The sequence below is a fragment of the Alteromonas sp. KUL49 genome (assembly GCF_006538345.1).
In the GTDB taxonomy this organism is placed as follows: domain Bacteria; phylum Pseudomonadota; class Gammaproteobacteria; order Enterobacterales; family Alteromonadaceae; genus Alteromonas.
In genome coordinates this window covers 88,014-106,890 of record NZ_BJKL01000007.1, presented here as the reverse complement: position 1 = coordinate 106,890, position 18,877 = coordinate 88,014, and the positions used below count along the sequence as shown (strand labels likewise).

Below are 18,877 nucleotides of genomic sequence, written 5' to 3'. Positions count from 1 at the left end.
CCGTAATTGTTGTCATTGCTCACATGGCTCTAATTTAAACTATATGGCTGTCGATAGCCAAACATGCCGTCAGCTAACATGCTTCTTTGTGTACCCTGAGAGCCGATACCTTTGAAAATGAACTGCAATGAGACACCACTATCAAATTCATTAGTTGTTTGCTCTCCAGCATTATTGTATCGATTACTCAAGCTGCGCTCCGCGACGAGTCGGATTGCCCAGCAACAGGATTCATATTGCACACCAAAATACGATTCTATACTGCGCTTGCCCTCTAAATCGCGATAAGCTCGACCCACCCATTGCCAATCTTTAGCAATAGGCCAACTTGCTGACAAACCCACTTGTTCGATAGTTTCATTGGAAAGGTTACGAACATAGCGATGTGTCATTTGAATAAAACGGCTTGCATCTTCGCGATACTCAACACCAACACTACTCAAATCAACTTTGTCATTATCGGTCGATACTTGGACATCAGAATGAAGGAACCATTTTCCACCGATTCGCCAGTCCATTTCAGCAGCTAACGCCGAGCGGTCTCGATTTCGCTGTGCTGTAACGACTTTACTGTCACTGAGGTAAAATATCTGACCCAGACTGAGGGCAAATTGTTCCCGATTGTTTTCATCGATAACACGTGAGGTTAATCCAACAGTGATTTGGTCGTTGTCACTGATGCGGTCTAAGCCGGTAAACTCCTGACCACGAAACAACCCCTCAACGTCAGTAATTAATAATGTGGAATCGTATAGGCCAATGTTACTTTGATCCTCAAAAGAGGTGTACAGGTACTGTAATTTAGGTTCAAGCGTCATTCGAGACGATTGACTCAACCAAGAGCCTTCCTTTTCAAAATATAAAGCACCAAATAAACGCACCTGCCCAAGGTTCCTAGTGACATTTTCATCGAGTTCAGTACCTTCAACATTGTTTTGCTGATACAAGGTACTCATCAAAGTAGCCTCAGCAGATACTTCACCCCACGCCCTTCGTAGGGGTACTGACAGCGTTGGAGCTACATGTAGACGAGCTGCTGAAGGTAGTGTGCCCGCATTACTGTCAAAATAGGCTATTTCAGAATCAAGATCGAACTCTAACATTGAGCTTAACTGGGTTTGATAACTCAGCTTAATCTCAGGTAGCGCGCGGTATGAATCTGTGGCGTCACCTAATACTTCAAAATCCCTCACGTGCATGTTTACGGACAGTGACTCTGAGTAATAGCTCAAGCTCACCGTTTTATATAAATGTGTATCAGAGCGGTTATAAAAGTCTGACCCAAGATCGACGAGGTAGTTATCATCACTTAGTCCATTAAAGTCTACATTGAGCAACCAATTGTCCCAAATAACCCCTTGGTGCTGTAAGCGATAGAAATAACGATCCGGTGAGCTATCAATATCTTGGTCACTGGACAGGTATTCCACGTTCGCAACGCTCAAACTGTCTGTCGACATATAGCGAAACTCAGTTTTTAGCTGAATCCCTCTGAGTGTCATTAACCTCGGAGATATCGTCATGTCATAGTTTGGCGCGAGGTTCCAGTAAAACGGTTGCTCATAGTCTACGCCGGTTCTGGCTGAGCTTGAAATGTTAGGGAACAGGAAACCGGTTTGCCGTTGGTTACTGATGGGAAACGCAAAATAGGGAAGATAAAACACTGGCACATCCCCAACATAGAAACGGGTATGTTTAGCCTGTCCCCATATTGAACCGGGCTCTATACTAATTTCGCTGGCTTGAATTTTCCAATCTTCACCACCTAAGGGACAAGTGGTAAAGGAAACATCATTCAGTTGTAACCCTACATTTTGGTTGAGGATGATGTCACTCGCGTTACCTCGGCCATTAAGCCCCGCTAGTTTGTAACTAGTGTTTTCCATTGTTAATTGGGCATTGTCAGACGACACCGAAACACTATCACTTTGAACGGTCAACTGAACATCGCGATATTCTACATCACCCGACGCAGTAAGATTATCACCGTTTTCACTAACTTGTGCTTCTTGCGCGCTGATAATCGCGGTATCAGAAGTGATATTTACGTCACCAGAGAATAATGCAATGGTGTTTTCGATTATCTCTGTTCTATCGGCTTCAACTTTAACATGACCCTCTGGCATCAATTGGCTTTGATCAAATGAAACCGATTCAACAATACAAGTGTTGGCATTGTTGATGGGAGCGGCTTGCTGCGCATTCGCAATGGGTGCGAGAAGTAATGTGGAAACGATTAGTGCGCAAGACGTTTTCATGCGAAGGTGAGTGACCTGTTTAGTTCTTAACTGCTTGAATGCGTTAGCTGTGACCCCATAAACGAGGTAGAGTTCAACATTCGGTTTATTAGTATTTATACGCTTCAAGTTTGGCAAGTTAGCCGTTATCCTTGAGCATCTTACTCAACGGTAAGAGCGCAATTCTAAGCACTTATTAGGGATTTACCAACCGTTGAAGCAAAAAAATTGTCATTAGTGAGATAAAACAGTACATCTTCTGAGATGTTCGCCGAACGTTACTCATTTTTTACAGATTAAGTCACACCTTGGGAGACAACTTGTTATGGCGATATGGGGTAAAGTGCTCGGTTTTGTTTTTGGGCTTATGTTCCTAAAAATTCCTGGCGCTATTCTCGGACTCATCGTCGGTCATTTCTTCGATAAAGCTTACAGCCAGGATTTTTCTCAACTGGGCGGTTTTGGTCGCTTTTTTACCGATCAAGATGGACTTAAGCAACAGGCCGTGTTCTTTCACAGCTTATTTGCCGCCCTTGGACATTTAGCAAAGTCTGACGGCACCGTAACAACAAAAGAAATCCAAATTGCTTCTGCTTTGATGGATGATATGAATCTTTCAGGTGATGCAAAGCGGGAAGCTCAAACTGCATTTAGAGAGGGTAAAGAACGAGACTTTCCTCTAGTGGATACATTGAAAAGCTTGCATGAAGCATGTCACGGACGTCGAGATATCTTGCAGGTGTTTCTTGAGCTACTTATACAAGCGGCCTTCGCAGATGGGGAACTATCACAACCTGAGTACCTAGTACTTGAAAAAGTGGCAAAGGCCCTTGGCTTCAAACGATTGGATCTCGACAACCTTATCCGTATTTTCGAGGCCGAAGTAAGGTTTAGACAGCGGGGGCAGGGGCGCTCCCAGCGCCAATCTAATCATAAGAACTATTCTGAGCAGCAGTCACTCGCCGATGCCTATCAGATACTTGGAGTGAATGCGAGCGACAATGAAAAAGATATTAAGCGCGCCTACCGAAAACGCATGGCAGAACATCACCCTGATAAGTTAATGTCGAAAGGTTTGCCAAAGCAAGCATTGGATATTGCTAAGCAAAAAACACAAGACATCCAATCTGCCTACGAGCTAGTTAAGAAAAACAGGAAGTTTGGGTGAAGCGAGTACTAACTTATGTCCCCGCTGCCAGTCAGGCTCATATCGATCAGTTTATCGATATGTTGTGGCTTGAAAAAGGCTTGTCAGAGCATACTCAAAACAGCTATCGCACAGACCTAAAGAAGCTTGCTATTGCTTGCAATAATATGGGGATTAACGACATAGGTGTGGTAACCACCGATCATTTGCAAGATTACTTAGTTCAACGTCATCAAGAGGGATTATCTGCACGCAGCACGCACAGAGCGTTGAGTGCGTTTCGCGCGTTTTATAACTTTCTGATTGAAAAACAAATCAGAGTAGACAATCCGGTAACCTCGTTGGCCCGTCCTAAGTTGCCAAAACCACTACCTGATTCGCTGAGTGAAACCGACGTTGAGGCCTTATTAGACGCACCTAATACTGATGACCCTATCGAGTGCCGTGATAAAGCTATGTTGGAAGTACTCTATGCTACCGGTTTACGTGTATCTGAGTTGATCAGCTTATGTGTTGATCAGGTGAACATACAACAAGGTGTCGTTCGAGTTACCGGTAAAGGGAATAAAGAGCGCCTTGTACCCCTTGGAGAGGCGGCAATAGACGCGTTGCTGTATTACATCAAGTTTGGCCGACCAGAGCTGCAAAAGCAGCAAAGTGACGTGATATTTTTGAGTAAACGAGGCGCCCAAATGACCCGTCAAACCTTCTGGCATCGTATTAAGTATTACGCGGTCAAAGCTGGCATTACGCAAGAGCTTTCTCCTCACACGCTTCGCCATGCTTTTGCTACGCATTTGTTGAACCATGGCGCGGATTTACGAGTAGTGCAAATGTTGCTTGGGCATAGTGACCTGTCTACCACACAAATCTACACGCATGTGGCGAGAGAGCGCATGCAAAATTTAGTTGAACAACACCATCCTAGAGGTTAACGCCACTAGAGCTTGGTTGCTCGTATGGTACTATGGGTGAGTGTTTGATTTTTTATTTACGGTTGGCAATGGAATTTTTCTGTTGAACCAAAGGTCTTATCATTAGAATCTTTTTGCGGGCAGTTTTGCCTGCTACGAATATTTAGTTTATGGAGTTTAAGTAGTGAAATTCACCGGTTACCTTCTATTCGCCCTAGCAGTGAATATACTCGTCGGTTTTTCAGCGTCTGCTCAGGAAGATACTGAAAACGCTGATGCTGCAATCAAAATGAAACTAGAGGCGCTACTTGGTATGGAGGTGGAGTCAGTATCAAGTTCACCTATAAGTGGGCTAAGAGAAGTATTTACCTCTCGGGGCCTGTTTTACGTGAGTAATGACAGTAAGTATTTTGTGCAAGCTCGCGTCTTTAATCTTGATGAAGGGATGAGAAATGAAACTGATGCTGCTCTGGCGGGAAAACGTAAAGACGGTGTGATGGAATTTGCGCCATCTAGCATCGAATTTAAAGCGGATGATGAAAAATATGTTGTATCGGTTTATACAGACATCACTTGTGGTTATTGCAGAAAGTTTCACGACGAAATCGATGATTTAAACCATATGGGTATTACTGTGCGTTATTTGGCGTTTCCCCGCGCTGGTTTGAACTCACAAAACTATACTGACATGGTATCTGTATGGTGTGCGGAAGAACCAACCGAAGCACTTACTGATGCAAAAGCGGGTGAGAGAGTCACTGCTGCGCAATGCGAAAATCAGGTGGCAGAACACTATCGCTTTGGGCAACAGGTGGGTGTTCAAGGTACACCTTATATCATCCTCGACAACGGTACACTCATTCCTGGCTACAAGCCGGCAGCTGACTTGCTCCAAATCCTTCAAAACGCGAGCTAATCAAACAACACGGTAGTGATATCCCATCACTACCGTTTACCTCTTCTTCTCATCGCCGTATCATAGTGTCACTTACCACAAGAGTGATTGCAGATGATATTGCCTATTGTTCGCCGAGATATTGGCGAGGGGTCGCTGGGCGCTGGTTTACACCCCGTTATCGACCGTATTTACCGCGGCCGAAATATTCAACTACTTGATGAACTCGACACCGGCCTCAAGGGCTTGGCCCATTACAATGGCTTAAAAGGTATTCAAGAGGCAGCGAACATAGTTGCCGATGCAATCGAGCAAGACAAATCAGTCACTATCGTGGGCGACTTTGACGCTGATGGTGCGACTAGCACTGCCGTTTGTATGTTGGCGTTGCAACAAATGGGCGCATCGTCGGTAAATTTTCTGGTACCCAATCGATTTGATTTCGGTTACGGATTGAGTGTTCCCATTGTAGATATCGCCCATCAACAAGGCTCCCAAGTCATTATTACCGTAGACAACGGTATTGCTTGTATTGATGGCGTGGAGCACGCAAAGTCTCTTGGTATTCAAGTGGTAGTGACTGACCATCATTTACCCGGTGAAACACTTCCTAACGCAGATGCTATTGTTAACCCCAATCAACCAGGCTGCTCGTTTACGTCAAAAAATATTGCGGGTGTTGGGGTAGCTTTCTATCTCATGTTAGCAATTAAGGCAGAGCTGTCGTCTCGTGGTTGGTTTACCAACCAGCAAATCGCACCACCAAACCTCGCTGATCTACTCGATATCGTGGCGGTGGGCACTGTAGCTGACGTGGTGACCCTCGATAAAAACAATCGAATATTAGTTCACCAAGGGTTACAGAGGATTCGTTCGGGCCGCTGTCGGCCAGGTATTCAGGCTATTGTTGATGTGGCTGGTCGAGATGGCGCACATTTAACCTCCACAGATTTGGGGTTTGTTGTTGGGCCAAGATTAAATGCTGCTGGACGCTTGGATGACATGGCATTGGGCATCGCCTGTTTAATGGAAAACAATGTACTTCAAGCTCGTATGATGGCTTCAGAATTGGATTCTCTCAATCGTGAACGACGAGACATTGAAGCCGGAATGAAGGCACAGGCTGAGCAGACGCTTAAAGCCATAGAGCTGAATGAGGGCGATATTCCTAGTGCGCTAGTCGTGTATCAAGAAGATTTTCATCAAGGTGTTATTGGCATTGTTGCAGGCCGTTTAAAAGAGAAGTATTTGCGTCCTGTCATTGCCTTTGCCCATCAAGATGATGAGGTGATTAAGGGATCTGCACGCTCTATTCCTGGAGTTCATATTCGCGATGTGTTGGACGAGGTGAACACTAAATATCCAGAGATCATTGATAAGTTTGGTGGTCATGCCATGGCGGCGGGGCTGAGTATACCTGTGTCTAAACTAGACGCCTTCTCTCAAGCCTTTACTAAAGTGGCCGAGCAGCACCTTGCTAAGCTTGATGGGCAACAGGTTATATTGTCTGATGGCCCCCTGTCCCATGAAGATATTGGTTTGCCCTTCGCGCGAATACTCCGTCAATCGGGCCCTTTTGGGCAAGGATTCGACGCCCCTCTGTTTGATGGTGTGTTTTCAATAGTGCAGCAACGCATTGTGGGTGAAAAGCATCTCAAAATGGTACTGAGGGATGATAGTGGCAAGGAAGTTGATGCCATTGCATTCAATGTAGACCTGGATGTGTGGCCAAACAATCATGCAAACCAAGTTACACTGGCTTATCGTTTAGATATTAATGTTTTTCGTGGGCAAGAATCAGTGCAATTTATTGTGGAGCAAATTACCCCCAATGCCTAAAGACGAACGCAGTGTTTTACTCAATAAGCATCAACAGTTGAATCAATCGGATAATGTAAAAGTAGTATCTCACGTTCAACGGGACGAGGGAGACTGGGTTCGCCATACCTTGATGCTGGAAGATATAAACGTGCCCTTTGTTTACAAACGAAAACAAAGATATCAAAGTCTGCAGGGCGCCCGTGTTAATCTTACCTATTATCGTCACGTGGAAGACGTGGCGGGCATAGAGTTTGAGACCATGAAAGTGGTTCGAATCAAGCGAGCCTAAGAGAGTGCTATGAAGTCTGACAATAGCTACCTCGGCTACGTGCTTCACAGACGACCCTATCGCGAGACCAGTTATTTGGTCGACTTTTTTACCCTAGAGTTAGGCTGTATTCGCGCGGTGGCGCGAGGGGTAAAAAATAGCAAGTCAGATAAAAAGAGTTTACTCCAACCCTTTCAACCCTTAACCGCCAGCTTTGCTGGCAAGGGTGAACTGCAAAGTTTGAGAAAAGTTGAAAGCGCTGGCCCCACTTTGATGCTGGTGGGTAAACCCATGTTTTGCGCCATGTATTTAAATGAACTTGTTACGCGATTACTGCCCACTGGTATGGCATCAGACAGTGTTTTTCATGCGTACCAGAGTGCACTGCAATCACTGCTCACTGGTGACGATATAGAGTGGGTACTTCGACAATTTGAATTTTGTTTGTTCGACGAGCTGGGTGTATTGCCAGATTTTTCTACCGACGCACAAAGCGGTTTGCCTATCAACGAACAGTGCAATTATGTGTTGATTCCTGAATTAGGGTTTACCGAATATCATTCTGGAATGAGTAAACTGCAACCCTTTCCTGGACGTATGCTAATGGCGTTGGCGAACGGTGAAACTGACGTGCAGACCAAAAAAGTAGCAAAGGTATTAGTTAGGCTATTACTTGCGCCATTAATTGGTAACAAACCGCTCAAAAGTCGGGAGCTTTTCTCCTAGCCGTGAGTCGATAGAATTCGACCTTATCGCCCATCGAATATTATTTTTTGATACACTATCTAAATCTATTTTGTAGGATGTTTTATTTATGAGTGCAGTATTACTTGGCGTGAATATCGACCATATAGCGACATTGCGCAATGCAAGGGGAACTCACTACCCCGACCCTGTGCATGCTGCTGATATCGCCGAGCGCGCAGGTGCTGACGGCATTACCGTCCATTTACGCGAAGATCGCAGACACATTAAAGATCGCGATGTTGAGTTGCTGGCACAGACTATCAATACGCGTCTGAATTTAGAAATGGCGGTGACCGATGAAATGCTTGCCATTGCCGAAAAAATCAAACCAACATTTTGCTGTCTGGTGCCTGAAAAACGTGAAGAATTGACCACTGAAGGCGGGCTTGATGTCGCGGGTAACTTGGCGCAAATGAAGCGCGCCTGTGAACGTTTAGCCAAGAGTGATATTCAAGTGTCATTGTTTATCGATGCGGACAAGGCGCAAATCGATGCGGCTGTGGCATGTAAAGCGCCTTACATTGAAATTCACACTGGTCAATACGCCGAAGCTACAAGCGAGCATCAGGCGCTAGAAGAGCTTGAGCGCTTAAAAGCAGGTATCGAGTACGCCCACAGCTTAGGTTTGAAAGTGAATGCAGGGCATGGTTTACACTATCATAATGTGAAGCCGATAGCGGCTATTGAGCAAATCATTGAGCTTAATATTGGCCACGCGATTATTGCTCGTGCAGCTTTCGATGGATTGCACACAGCGGTAGCTGACATGCGTCGGCTAATGCTTGAAGCACGTCAGGGCATATAGTCAAAGGAGTGATACGTGGCGATAGTAGGTTTAGGGACAGATATTGTCGAGATTGCCCGCTTGAACACCAAGCCGGGCATTCAAGACAAGCTCGCTCGCCGTGTACTAACAGACACTGAGTTTGTGCGTTATCAAGCACACAATAATCCTCTGCAATTCTTGGCCAAACGCTTTGCTGCCAAAGAAGCTGCTGTAAAAGCGTTGGGAACAGGCATTGGTAATGGGGTGAGCTGGCAGCATTTTGAAGTTGTTAACGATGAAAATGGTGCACCACATTTGCAAGTGAGCGGTTTTGCAGAAACTTTGTTTGTTCAGCGAGGCATCACCTCCAGTTTTATTAGTTTGTCTGACGAGTGCCATTACGCAGTAGCTACCGTTGTGCTTGAGGCATCCAATTAACCTGTCATACCAAGGTGTGTGTAAATGGTAAGTTTTTATAAGCCTGCAAAAGGTAAGGTATCTGCGGGTAAATCTTCTAAGAGTGGCAAGGGACTCAGTGGTCAATCAGTCGTTATTGATGATTTAGATTGGCAAGGCAAAGGCGTTGTCAAAGGTAAGGCAATGTATTTTGTAGATGGTGCACTGCCCGGTGAGGCTTGTCATGTGGCCATTGATAGCAAAAAAAAGCATACCTTTATAGGACGAGCAAAAAATATAACTCAACGCTCTGAGTATCGTGTAACGCCTTTCTGTGAATACGCCAATGTGTGTGGTGGGTGCCATCTTCAGCATATTGGTGCTGATGCTGCATTAGCAATGCGAGAGCAAGCTTTAAAAACTATGCTGAGCCGGACACTCAACATTGATGAGGAGTGCTGGGAGCCTCCGTTGTCAGGAAGTCGCCCTCACTATAGAAGAAAGGCACGCCTTGCCGTAGATGCCAGAAATGCAGATAAGATCAAAATAGGATTCAGGCAACAACAGCACAGCGCTGTGGTAGATATAAATCATTGCCCGGTATTGTTACCTGAGTTGTCCGTACTAATTACACCGCTGAAAACACTCATTAATAAAAACAAACTGGCTAAGTTTATCGGTCATATAGGTCTACTGGCAGGTGAAGAGCTAGTTCAGGTATCCGTTAAGCTAACAAAAACACCGTCAAACCAACTATTTAGCTTGTTTAAAGCTTTCGCAGAAGCTAATGCGATTAACATGGTTATTGAACACAGCGATGGTACGCTCGATGACTTATATACTCACGGTCAGCTTACCGTATCCATCGCAAATGACTTAATCTTAAAACCGCAGCCAAATAGTTTTGTACAGGTAAATCCTGAGGTTAATCGGAAAATGGTAGAGCAAGCACTGGATTGGCTCGCTCCATCTGTCGATGACTACATTGCCGATTGGTTTTGCGGTCTGGGGAACTTTACTCTGCCTATCGCCTCGACAGGGGCTAGAGTTCAAGCCGTGGAGGGCGTTGCTGATATGGTCGTCCTTGGTGAGAAAAACGCACTGGAACAGGGCATCAAGAATATTGAATGGCATCATACTGACCTTGCTGATACGGATAGCGTTACACAAATGTTGCATCAAAGCTTTGACAAAGTACTGTTGGATCCCTCTCGCGAAGGCGCTTTGACCGTATGCCACGTTCTGTGTGAAGCGAAAACGCCATTAGTCGTGTATATTTCTTGCAACCCGAGTACTTTTACGCGAGACGCAAAAGTGTTGATAGACGGTGGCTACCGGGTAAAATCTATCAAGGCTGTTGAAATGTTTCCATTCACCCATCATATGGAAATGATGGCGCTGTTTACACGTTAAGAAAACAACACGAGTTGTAATAACATGGTATCGACAAGAAAAGTTCACGAGTCAGATCGCCCTTCTTTTGAGAAGTGGTTAGATAGTCTTGAACTGTCCGAAGAAACAAAAGACAAGTTGCGCAGTGTTTCAGAAATCCCAGAGAGGTTACTCATTGGGCAAGAAATGGTCGAGATTTTGTGCCAGCTCAATATGGATGACGTGACACTCCAATCCGCGCTTATTTTCCCTTATTGTGAACAGCACACCTTATCTGATGATGATATCGAAAAAGAGTTTGGTACTGAGGTTAAAGATATTGTCGTTGGTGTAAGGCGTATGGATGCCATTAAAACACTACATTCTCGTAAAATTTCCGATAGTACGTTTGGTGAAAAATCAGACGAGCAACACATAGACAGTATTCGAAGAATGTTGCTGGCAATGGTGGAAGACGTTCGTGCCGTTGTCATTAAAATGGCAGAGCGTATTTGTGCCTTGCAACAAGTCAAAAAAGCCGATGAAGAAACGCGAGTTATGGTCGCAAGAGAGTGCGCCACCATATACGCGCCGTTGGCTAATCGCTTAGGGATAGGTCAGCTAAAATGGGAACTGGAAGATCTCGCATTTCGATACTTACACCCTGATACGTACAAACAAATCGCTAAACAGCTCGACGGTAAGCGCAAGGCGCGCGCTGAGTACATCGACGCTATTGTGGGTGACTTGCAGTCGTTGTTGAACGATGAGCGAATTAAAGCAGAAGTGTACGGCCGTCCAAAACATATTTTTAGCATTTGGAAAAAGATGCAGAAAAAGCATCTTACTTTTGATCAGCTCTTTGACATTCGCGCCGTAAGAATCATTGCTGAACGGTTGCAAGACTGCTATGCAGCGCTAGGTACGGTACACGCGCATTTTCGTCATTTGCCGAGTGAGTTTGACGACTACGTCGCAACGCCCAAAGCTAATGGTTATCAGTCAATTCATACCATAATTGTCGGCCCAGAAGGCAAGCCGGTAGAAATACAAATACGTACTCAGCAGATGCACCAAGATGCAGAGTTAGGCGTTGCCGCACATTGGAAATACAAAGAGGGCTCAACAGGTAAACAGTCGGGGTATGATGAACGTATCAATTGGCTTCGCCGTATTTTGCAGTGGCAAGAGGAAGTTGCAGAGTCTGGTGACTTAGTTGAGGAACTGCGCAGCCAAGTCTTCGATGACAGAGTTTATGTATTTACACCCAATGGCGATGTTATCGATTTGCCTCAAGGCGCTACTCCACTCGACTTTGCTTATTACATTCATAGCAATGTGGGGCACCGCTGTATCGGCGCAAAGGTCAATGGGCGCATTGTACCTTTTACCTATCAACTCCAAAGCGGTGACCAAGTAGAAATTCTCACAGGAAAGGCGCTTAACCCAAGCCGAGATTGGATGCACCCAGGTCTAGGATATGTGCATTCGAACCGAGCTAGAGCCACCATTCACTCCTTCTTTAAGAAGCAAGACCGGGACAAGAACTTGGTTGCGGGTAAAGAGCTTTTAGAGAGGGAACTTCAGCGAGCGAGTTTATCTACCAAAGTACCGAAGGAGGTGTGGGAGCGTTTTAATGTTCAATCTCAAGACGATCTTTATACAGCGCTAGGTGCGGGTGATGTAAGAGTCATGCAAGTGGTGAATTTCCTGCACCATTTAATCACGCCAAAAGAAGAGCCTGAGATTAGCCCACGTGTCAGGACGCGAAAAGAAGCAGCAGGAAAAGGCAAAAAAGACGCTGTTGTAGTGCAGGGCGTTGGTCATTTAATGAGTCAATTGGCGAATTGCTGTAAACCTGTGCCTGGTGACAACATCATGGGGTATATCACCCAAGGGCGTGGAGTGAGTGTACACAAGGAAAGCTGTGATCAATTGCAACATCTCCTTGTTCAGCATCCAGAACGCCAAATCGAAGTGAATTGGTCGTCATCATTAAAAGTCGGCTTTGAAACCTCTATCGATATTTTCTGTAACGACAGAACAGGATTGCTTAGAGATATTACCACCGTACTGGCTAACGAGGGTGTGCCATTACTGAGTGTGAACAGCTTAAGTGACACTCAACGACAAACTGCACTGATAACGATTTCAATTGAAGTACAAGATTTAGAATCGGTTTCTAAGGTCATTTCCCGTTTGCGTCAATTGAAGGGAGTCACTGATGCCAAACGCAAACAGTTCTGACGATCAAATCGCCCGACTTCTCGATATTATGACAAAACTAAGACATCCCACTGAGGGATGTCCTTGGGATGTTGAGCAAACCATGGATTCTCTCGTTCGGTATACGATTGAAGAGACCTACGAAGTTGCAGATGCTATCGCGTCCAACGATATGGATGAGATAAGAGACGAGTTGGGCGACTTACTCTTTCAAGTGGTTTTTTATGCCAGAATTGCTGAGGAAACTGGTCACTTTGATTTTAATGATGTGGCAAAAGCTATCAGTGATAAGCTCGTAAGACGTCATCCCCACGTATTTTCCGCGCCTCGGTCGGGTATGGACCAAGTTCAGCTGTCTGCTCAATGGGACGCAATCAAAGCACAAGAAAAAGCGGCAAAGAAAAAAAGCGCAAACCAATCTTATTTGCTCGACAGCGTGCCATCTGGGTTACCTGCCCTGATGTATGCACAGAAACTCCAAAAAGCATGCGCGAAAGTAGGATTTGACTGGCCTGAAATCGCGCCCGTATTAGATAAAGTGAAAGAAGAGCTCGATGAGATTCAACAGGAGCTTGTACAAGAGGATATTGATCAAAGTGCGATAGAGGAAGAAATCGGAGATGCGCTGTTTGCTATGGTCAATTTAGCTCGCCATGCAAAGGTGGATGCTGATTCGGCATTGAGAAAAGCGAGTCACAAATTTGCGCTTCGTTTTAACAAGGTTGAACAACTTGCCGCCCATCAAGACCGAACCTTAGATACAATGACATTGGACGAAATGGAAGCTCTGTGGCAACAAGTCAAATCGCTCGATAAATAAATGATGGAAAACTCGTCACTTTTTCGCAATTAGGGGTTCGCATTTGAGGCAATTCCTGTATAATTCGCGGCCTGCCCAGTTACGCCCACCTTTGGGAAGGTGGAAGAATCATCCGGCTCGAAGGGGTCATAGTGTTGATTTTAAGGTGATTTCTGGTGTTCAGAAATCAGTAACGACGATATATTTTCGGGTAAATTTAAATGAAAACTTTTGTTGCTAAGCCAGAAACGGTACAACGTGACTGGTATGTGGTTGACGCCACAGACAAAACTCTAGGCCGTTTGGCTACTGAAATCGCACTACGTCTTCGTGGTAAGCATAAAGCTGAGTACACGCCTCACGTAGATACTGGTGACTACATTGTAGTTATCAATGCAGAAAAGATTACAGTAACTGGTCGTAAAGCACAGAACAAAATGTACTATGCGCACTCTGGTTACCCAGGTGGTCTAAAAGAGACAAACTTTGAAAAGCTACTTGCTCACAAGCCAGAAATGGTTCTTGAGAAAGCGGTTAAAGGTATGTTGCCAAAAGGTCCTCTAGGCCGTGCAATGTTCCGTAAAATGAAAGTTTACGCAGGTGCTGAACACAAGCACACTGCACAGCAACCACAAGTTTTGGACATCTAAGGAGCTACTAACATGGCAGATACTCAATACTACGGCACAGGCCGCCGCAAAAGTTCTACTGCTCGTGTGTTCCTACGTCCAGGCACAGGTAGCATTAAAGTAAACCAACGCGCTCTTGATGAGTACTTTGGTCGTGAAACAGAGTGCATGGTTGTTCGTCAGCCACTTGAACTTGTTGAAATGACTGAAAAGTTTGACCTATACATCACAGTTAAAGGTGGTGGTTCTAACGGTCAAGCTGGTGCAATCCGTCACGGTATTACTCGTGCTCTTATGGAGTACGACGAAGCGCTTCGCCCCGCACTACGTAAGGCTGGCTTCGTTACTCGTGATGCACGTCGCGTTGAACGTAAGAAAGTGGGTCTACACAAAGCGCGTAAGCGTCCACAATTCTCAAAGCGTTAATTTTTACGTTTTCAATTCAAAAACCCGGTTTCTACCGGGTTTTTTTATGCGTGAAACTTTTTAGATGTAGATGAGATATGTTTAATCTTCCGTAAGTTGACGAAGGTCTAATCGTCAAATTGTTGATTTATGTCTAATCTAGCGCTAATTGATTATGCTATTCAAAGATTAATTTATCGCTTAAATACCAGTAAAACCTTGTGTTTATAAGGGCTTTTCTTTTATCATTTGCGGTCGAAAATTTAGAAAACTTTCGTAGCGGCGTTTGAGAGATTTTTTAGCTCAAAAAGCGTGCATTACGACAAGCCAATATGATGCGATGAAACAGTCGCGATAAAACCAGTATAAGTCTGATTTACGCATCATAAATATCCGAACCTGGAGAAATGTGGATGAGCAATGTATCTGTAGATGCAACAGAATCTGCACACAACGAAAACCAGCCTGAAAACAACACTCGTCGTCGGTTCTTGACCGTTGCCACGTCGGTTGTTGGTGGTGTAGGTGCGGTTGGTGCGGCAGTGCCTTTTATTGCGTCCTGGAACCCAAGTGCCAAAGCGAAAGCTGCCGGTGCAGATGTTGAAGTTGACATCAGTGGGATTGAGCCCGGACAATTAATTCGTGTAATGTGGCGAAGCAAACCTGTATGGATTGTGCGTCGTACTCCTGAAATATTGGAGCAATTGGGCAACCACGAAGGCGAATTGAAAGATCCGAACTCAGAAGCAGAACAGCAGCCTGTGTTTGCTCAAAATCGTTTCCGCTCATTAAAAGAGGAATACCTCATTCTTGTAGGTATTTGTACTCACCTGGGATGCTCTCCACAGCACCTAAAAGGCGGTGCTTTCGAAGAAATCGTTGAAGGTGTACCAGATGGTTTCTTCTGTCCGTGTCACGGTTCTAAGTTCGATATGGCAGGTCGCGTATTCCAAAATGTTCCCGCGCCATTGAACCTAGTTGTTCCACCTTACCAATTCGTTGATGACGCTACCGTTATCATCGGTTCTGAAGCGGAGGCTGTGTAATATGAATGGTTTCCTAGCTTGGATTGAAGAACGTATTCCATTGATGCGCGTTGCTAATATGCACGCCATTCAATATCCAGCACCAAAGAACATGAACTTCTGGTATGTCTTTGGTTTCTTGGCCACTATCGTATTAGTTAACCAGATTGTTACTGGTATCTGGCTAACCATGAATTTCGTGCCGTCAGCAGAAGGTGCGTTTGCGTCTGTTGAATACATCATGCGTGAAATCGACTACGGTTGGATTATTCGCTACATGCACAGTACGGGCGCATCGGCGTTCTTTATTGTGGTTTACATGCATATGTTCCGCGGCATGATATACGGCTCTTACCAAAAACCTCGTGAGCTTCTGTGGGTGTTTGGTATGCTTATTTACCTTGCACTAATGGCTGAAGCCTTCATGGGATACGTGCTTCCTTGGGGACAAATGTCTTACTGGGGTGCACAGGTTATCGTATCTCTGTTTGGTGCAATTCCTGTTATTGGTCCAGACCTTGTTATTTGGATTCAAGGTGACTACGTAATCTCTGGAGCAACGCTTAACCGCTTCTTTGCACTGCATGTTATAGCACTGCCATTGGTAATCGTTATTCTTGTGTTCCTGCACATCATCGCGCTACATGAAGTTGGTTCGAATAACCCAGATGGTATTGCCATCAAACACAAAAAAGGCTCACTACCTGAGTCTGAAAAGACTAAATACGAGATTCACGAGTACTACACAAGTAAGTACGATATTGCGGATGATGTATTACCTTTCTTCCCGCACATCGTATTAAAAGACTTGGTAGCTTTCTGTATCTTCCTTGGCTTGTTTACTTACGTGCTGTTCTTTGCACCTGAAATGGGTGGTAAGTTCCTTGAACATCCAAACTTCGAGATTGCTAACCCGCTGAAAACGCCAGAGCACATCTTCCCTGTTTGGTACTTCACGCCGTTCTATGCCATTTTGAAAGCGGTACCTGACAAGTTGTTCGGTGTTCTTGCTATGTTCGGTGCCATTGCAGCCTTGTTCGCATTGCCTTGGTTAGATCGAGGTAAAGTTAAGTCATGGCGTTATCGCTGTGGTTTACACAAAGTAAACTTGATTGTTTTTGCTATCGTGTTTGTATTCTTGGGATACCTTGGTGGTACACCTCAAGAAAACTGGAAAATCATTGCGTCTCAAATTGCGACTGTGATGTACTTCGGTTTCTTCATCGCGCTATTTATTTACAGCAAAAACGAAAATACCAAGCCTGTACCAGCGAGGATCTCTAAATGAAAAAATTGATGTTTTTCTTAGCCTTCTTCGTGCCTGGCGTAGCTATGGCTGCAGGTAGCGGCTACCCCTTAGACAAAGCGCCTATTGACTTGACTGATAAAGCGTCACTTCAGCGCGGAGCGCAGTTGTTCATGAACTACTGCTTGGGTTGCCACTCAATGCAGTACCAGCGCTACCAGCGTTCTTTCCAAGACTTGGGTATTCCAGACGACATTGGTCAAGAGTATCTTCAGTTCACTGGCGAGAAAGTGTCTGACTATATTACTCGTGCGATGCCTGAAGAATCGGCTGCGACCTGGTTTGGTGCTGCTCCACCAGATTTGACCTTGGTTGCTCGTGTACGTGGCGAGGATTGGATTTATACGTATCTTCGTACCTTCTACGCTGACGATAGCCGTCCATTTGGTGTGAACAACAAAGTATTCCCTGATGTGGGTATGCCTCACGTATTGCAATCACTGCAAGGTGTTCCTCATGAAGCGTATGAAGAGGTGATGGTCGACGGTGAGATGGTTAAGCGAGGCATTGGCCTTAAAGCTGACGGCAGTGGTTCAATGAGCGAAGCTGAATACGATCAAGCTATTGCCGACATTGTGAACTTCCTTGAGTACACAGGCGAGCCTTCGAAACTTGAGTCTCACAAGATTGGTAAGTGGGTGTTAGCCTTTATCCTAGTATTGTTCGTCTTTGTTTACTTATTGAAGAAAGAATACTGGCGAGAAGTACACTAATACTTCAAGTTTTATGTATAATAGCAAAGGGGGCGTCTCGCCCCCTTTTTTGATATTTGTAAGTTGCCCATGTGATATGGGTTTTTTGTTATTTCTCGACGGAGGAAATTGAATGGCCGTAGCCGCGAATAAACGTTCTATCATGGCGTTGTTCTCTGACACAATTGATATTTATAGCCATCAGGTACGTATTGTGTTGGCAGAAAAAGGTGTAGGTGTTGAAATCAGCTACACAGATCCCAGCAACTTGCCTGAAGATCTGCTTGATTTAAACCCTTACGGTACGGTTCCTACTCTGGTCGACCGTGAATTGGTGCTTTATACCTCGCACATAATCATGGAATACCTTGATGAGCGTTTTCCTCATCCTCCTCTTATGCCTGTATACCCTGTATCTCGTGGCCAAAGCCGCTTGATGATGCACCGTATAGAGCAAGATTGGTATTCACTTGCGGCGCGTATTTTCCGTGGTGAAGGTGACGTTGAAGCCGCGCGTAATGAACTACGTGAAGCTTTGTTAGCGCTAGCTCCGGTATTCGGTGAGATGCCGTATTTCATGAGCGAAGAGTTCAGCCTAGTTGATTGCTACCTAGCTCCGCTGTTGTGGCGTCTACCTGCGTTGGGTATCGAATTGAATGGTGCCGGAAGCAAAGAGATCAATGCTTACATGAACCGCATTTTCTCTCGCGCTTCATTCAAAGCGTCTTTGACAGACCAAGAACGCGAAATCCACAATCCGTTGTAATGGGTATGACGTCAAACCAGCCCTATTTGCTGCGCGCTTTTTATGAATGGATAGTAGACAACAATCTGACGCCTTACATTGTTGTGAATGCGACTAATCCGAACGTAGATGTACCCCAAGAGTTTGTTAAGGACGGTCAAATTGTACTTAACATCTCGCCTGGTGCATGCGTTAACTTTATGCTGGATATTGAAGGGATCTCCTTTCAAGCGCGCTTTGGTGGCCAACCGAGAAGGTTGAGCATGCCGTGCGATGCTGTAATGGCTATCTATGCGCGAGAAAATGGTGCTGGAACAGTGTTCGCTACTGAAGAAGAGTTTGAGAAAACGAATCCTGAGGGTACAAAAGAGCCGGTTGAAGAAGCTCCAGTACCACCGAAACGTGGAAAACCTTCACTAAAGGTAATTAAGTAATCTCCATTATCAAGTTTTTCAAAAGCCGATAGGGAAACCCATCGGCTTTTTTAA

Annotated in this window: 19 protein-coding genes; 18 read left to right on the top strand and 1 reads right to left on the bottom strand. The window is 45.0% G+C overall.

Annotated elements, in window-relative coordinates; all coding sequences use genetic code 11:
- Positions 1–29 precede the first annotated feature (29 nt).
- A complete protein-coding gene (lptD, locus tag EYS00_RS13455; protein ID WP_130637452.1) occupies positions 30–2,258 on the bottom strand; it encodes an LPS assembly protein LptD in 2,229 nt (742 codons plus the stop codon).
- 304 nt (positions 2,259–2,562) lie between these two features.
- On the opposite strand from lptD, the gene djlA reads away from it, so the two are divergent.
- The 18 genes from djlA to EYS00_RS13365 all read left to right on the top strand — a co-directional run bounded on the left by djlA (position 2,563) and on the right by EYS00_RS13365 (position 18,823).
- On the top strand, positions 2,563–3,405 hold the full coding sequence (gene djlA, locus EYS00_RS13450; RefSeq protein WP_130637450.1) for a co-chaperone DjlA: 843 nt from the start codon (positions 2,563–2,565) through the stop codon (positions 3,403–3,405).
- Complete coding sequence (xerD, locus tag EYS00_RS13445; RefSeq protein WP_130637448.1) at positions 3,402–4,319, top strand: site-specific tyrosine recombinase XerD; 918 nt, start codon at positions 3,402–3,404, stop codon at positions 4,317–4,319. Before djlA ends, xerD begins: the two co-directional genes overlap by 4 nt.
- 163 nt (positions 4,320–4,482) lie before the next feature.
- On the top strand, positions 4,483–5,214 hold the full coding sequence (gene dsbC, locus EYS00_RS13440; protein WP_130637446.1) for a bifunctional protein-disulfide isomerase/oxidoreductase DsbC: 732 nt from the start codon (positions 4,483–4,485) through the stop codon (positions 5,212–5,214).
- Between the two features lie 93 nt (positions 5,215–5,307).
- Positions 5,308–7,032, top strand: coding sequence for a single-stranded-DNA-specific exonuclease RecJ (recJ, locus tag EYS00_RS13435; RefSeq protein ID WP_130637444.1), 1,725 nt, complete (start codon positions 5,308–5,310; stop codon positions 7,030–7,032).
- Positions 7,025–7,303: a hypothetical protein gene (locus EYS00_RS13430; protein ID WP_130637442.1), complete on the top strand. Its 279-nt coding sequence runs from the start codon at positions 7,025–7,027 to the stop codon at positions 7,301–7,303. Before recJ ends, EYS00_RS13430 begins: the two co-directional genes overlap by 8 nt.
- Positions 7,304–7,312: 9 nt before the next feature.
- The gene (recO, locus tag EYS00_RS13425; RefSeq protein WP_130637439.1) at positions 7,313–8,008 is read left to right on the top strand and encodes a DNA repair protein RecO; all 696 of its coding nucleotides are present in this window, start codon (positions 7,313–7,315) and stop codon (positions 8,006–8,008) included.
- Between the two features lie 88 nt (positions 8,009–8,096).
- Positions 8,097–8,834: a pyridoxine 5'-phosphate synthase gene (pdxJ, locus tag EYS00_RS13420; protein WP_130637436.1), complete on the top strand. Its 738-nt coding sequence runs from the start codon at positions 8,097–8,099 to the stop codon at positions 8,832–8,834.
- A gap of 15 nt (positions 8,835–8,849) precedes the next feature.
- Positions 8,850–9,233 (top strand): holo-ACP synthase, encoded by a 384-nt coding sequence (acpS, locus tag EYS00_RS13415; protein ID WP_130637434.1) that lies wholly within the window; start codon positions 8,850–8,852, stop codon positions 9,231–9,233.
- A gap of 24 nt (positions 9,234–9,257) precedes the next feature.
- The gene (rlmD, locus tag EYS00_RS13410) at positions 9,258–10,604 is read left to right on the top strand and encodes a 23S rRNA (uracil(1939)-C(5))-methyltransferase RlmD (protein ID WP_130637432.1); all 1,347 of its coding nucleotides are present in this window, start codon (positions 9,258–9,260) and stop codon (positions 10,602–10,604) included.
- Positions 10,605–10,628: 24 nt separating this feature from the next.
- A complete protein-coding gene (gene relA, locus EYS00_RS13405; protein ID WP_130637430.1) occupies positions 10,629–12,809 on the top strand; it encodes a GTP diphosphokinase in 2,181 nt (726 codons plus the stop codon).
- Entirely contained in the window at positions 12,787–13,608 is an 822-nt protein-coding gene (gene mazG, locus EYS00_RS13400; RefSeq protein WP_130637428.1) for a nucleoside triphosphate pyrophosphohydrolase, read from the top strand. Before relA ends, mazG begins: the two co-directional genes overlap by 23 nt.
- Positions 13,609–13,808: 200 nt before the next feature.
- The gene (gene rplM / locus EYS00_RS13395; RefSeq protein ID WP_130637425.1) at positions 13,809–14,237 is read left to right on the top strand and encodes a 50S ribosomal protein L13; all 429 of its coding nucleotides are present in this window, start codon (positions 13,809–13,811) and stop codon (positions 14,235–14,237) included.
- Positions 14,238–14,249: 12 nt separating this feature from the next.
- The gene (rpsI, locus tag EYS00_RS13390; RefSeq protein WP_044056073.1) at positions 14,250–14,642 is read left to right on the top strand and encodes a 30S ribosomal protein S9; all 393 of its coding nucleotides are present in this window, start codon (positions 14,250–14,252) and stop codon (positions 14,640–14,642) included.
- Between the two features lie 392 nt (positions 14,643–15,034).
- Positions 15,035–15,667: a ubiquinol-cytochrome c reductase iron-sulfur subunit gene (gene petA / locus EYS00_RS13385; RefSeq protein WP_130637423.1), complete on the top strand. Its 633-nt coding sequence runs from the start codon at positions 15,035–15,037 to the stop codon at positions 15,665–15,667.
- 1 nt (position 15,668) lies between these two features.
- On the top strand, positions 15,669–16,934 hold the full coding sequence (locus EYS00_RS13380; RefSeq protein ID WP_130637421.1) for a cytochrome bc complex cytochrome b subunit: 1,266 nt from the start codon (positions 15,669–15,671) through the stop codon (positions 16,932–16,934).
- The gene (locus tag EYS00_RS13375; protein WP_130637419.1) at positions 16,931–17,665 is read left to right on the top strand and encodes a cytochrome c1; all 735 of its coding nucleotides are present in this window, start codon (positions 16,931–16,933) and stop codon (positions 17,663–17,665) included. The genes EYS00_RS13380 and EYS00_RS13375 overlap by 4 nt, the downstream gene beginning before the upstream one ends.
- A 112-nt stretch (positions 17,666–17,777) precedes the next feature.
- Positions 17,778–18,410: a stringent starvation protein SspA gene (gene sspA, locus EYS00_RS13370; protein ID WP_130637417.1), complete on the top strand. Its 633-nt coding sequence runs from the start codon at positions 17,778–17,780 to the stop codon at positions 18,408–18,410.
- Positions 18,411–18,415: 5 nt separating this feature from the next.
- The gene (locus EYS00_RS13365; RefSeq protein ID WP_130637415.1) at positions 18,416–18,823 is read left to right on the top strand and encodes a ClpXP protease specificity-enhancing factor; all 408 of its coding nucleotides are present in this window, start codon (positions 18,416–18,418) and stop codon (positions 18,821–18,823) included.
- Positions 18,824–18,877 lie beyond the last annotated feature (54 nt).

Coding starts and splice junctions, on each gene's coding strand:
- lptD (WP_130637452.1), bottom strand. CDS start 2,258: ATGAAAACGTCTTGCGCACTAATCGTTTCCACATTACTTCTCGCACCC.
- djlA (WP_130637450.1), top strand. CDS start 2,563: ATGGCGATATGGGGTAAAGTGCTCGGTTTTGTTTTTGGGCTTATGTTC.
- recJ (WP_130637444.1), top strand. CDS start 5,308: ATGATATTGCCTATTGTTCGCCGAGATATTGGCGAGGGGTCGCTGGGC.
- EYS00_RS13430 (WP_130637442.1), top strand. CDS start 7,025: ATGCCTAAAGACGAACGCAGTGTTTTACTCAATAAGCATCAACAGTTG.
- recO (WP_130637439.1), top strand. CDS start 7,313: ATGAAGTCTGACAATAGCTACCTCGGCTACGTGCTTCACAGACGACCC.
- pdxJ (WP_130637436.1), top strand. CDS start 8,097: ATGAGTGCAGTATTACTTGGCGTGAATATCGACCATATAGCGACATTG.
- rlmD (WP_130637432.1), top strand. CDS start 9,258: ATGGTAAGTTTTTATAAGCCTGCAAAAGGTAAGGTATCTGCGGGTAAA.
- relA (WP_130637430.1), top strand. CDS start 10,629: ATGGTATCGACAAGAAAAGTTCACGAGTCAGATCGCCCTTCTTTTGAG.
- mazG (WP_130637428.1), top strand. CDS start 12,787: ATGCCAAACGCAAACAGTTCTGACGATCAAATCGCCCGACTTCTCGAT.
- rplM (WP_130637425.1), top strand. CDS start 13,809: ATGAAAACTTTTGTTGCTAAGCCAGAAACGGTACAACGTGACTGGTAT.
- rpsI (WP_044056073.1), top strand. CDS start 14,250: ATGGCAGATACTCAATACTACGGCACAGGCCGCCGCAAAAGTTCTACT.
- petA (WP_130637423.1), top strand. CDS start 15,035: ATGAGCAATGTATCTGTAGATGCAACAGAATCTGCACACAACGAAAAC.
- EYS00_RS13380 (WP_130637421.1), top strand. CDS start 15,669: ATGAATGGTTTCCTAGCTTGGATTGAAGAACGTATTCCATTGATGCGC.
- EYS00_RS13375 (WP_130637419.1), top strand. CDS start 16,931: ATGAAAAAATTGATGTTTTTCTTAGCCTTCTTCGTGCCTGGCGTAGCT.
- sspA (WP_130637417.1), top strand. CDS start 17,778: ATGGCCGTAGCCGCGAATAAACGTTCTATCATGGCGTTGTTCTCTGAC.
- EYS00_RS13365 (WP_130637415.1), top strand. CDS start 18,416: ATGACGTCAAACCAGCCCTATTTGCTGCGCGCTTTTTATGAATGGATA.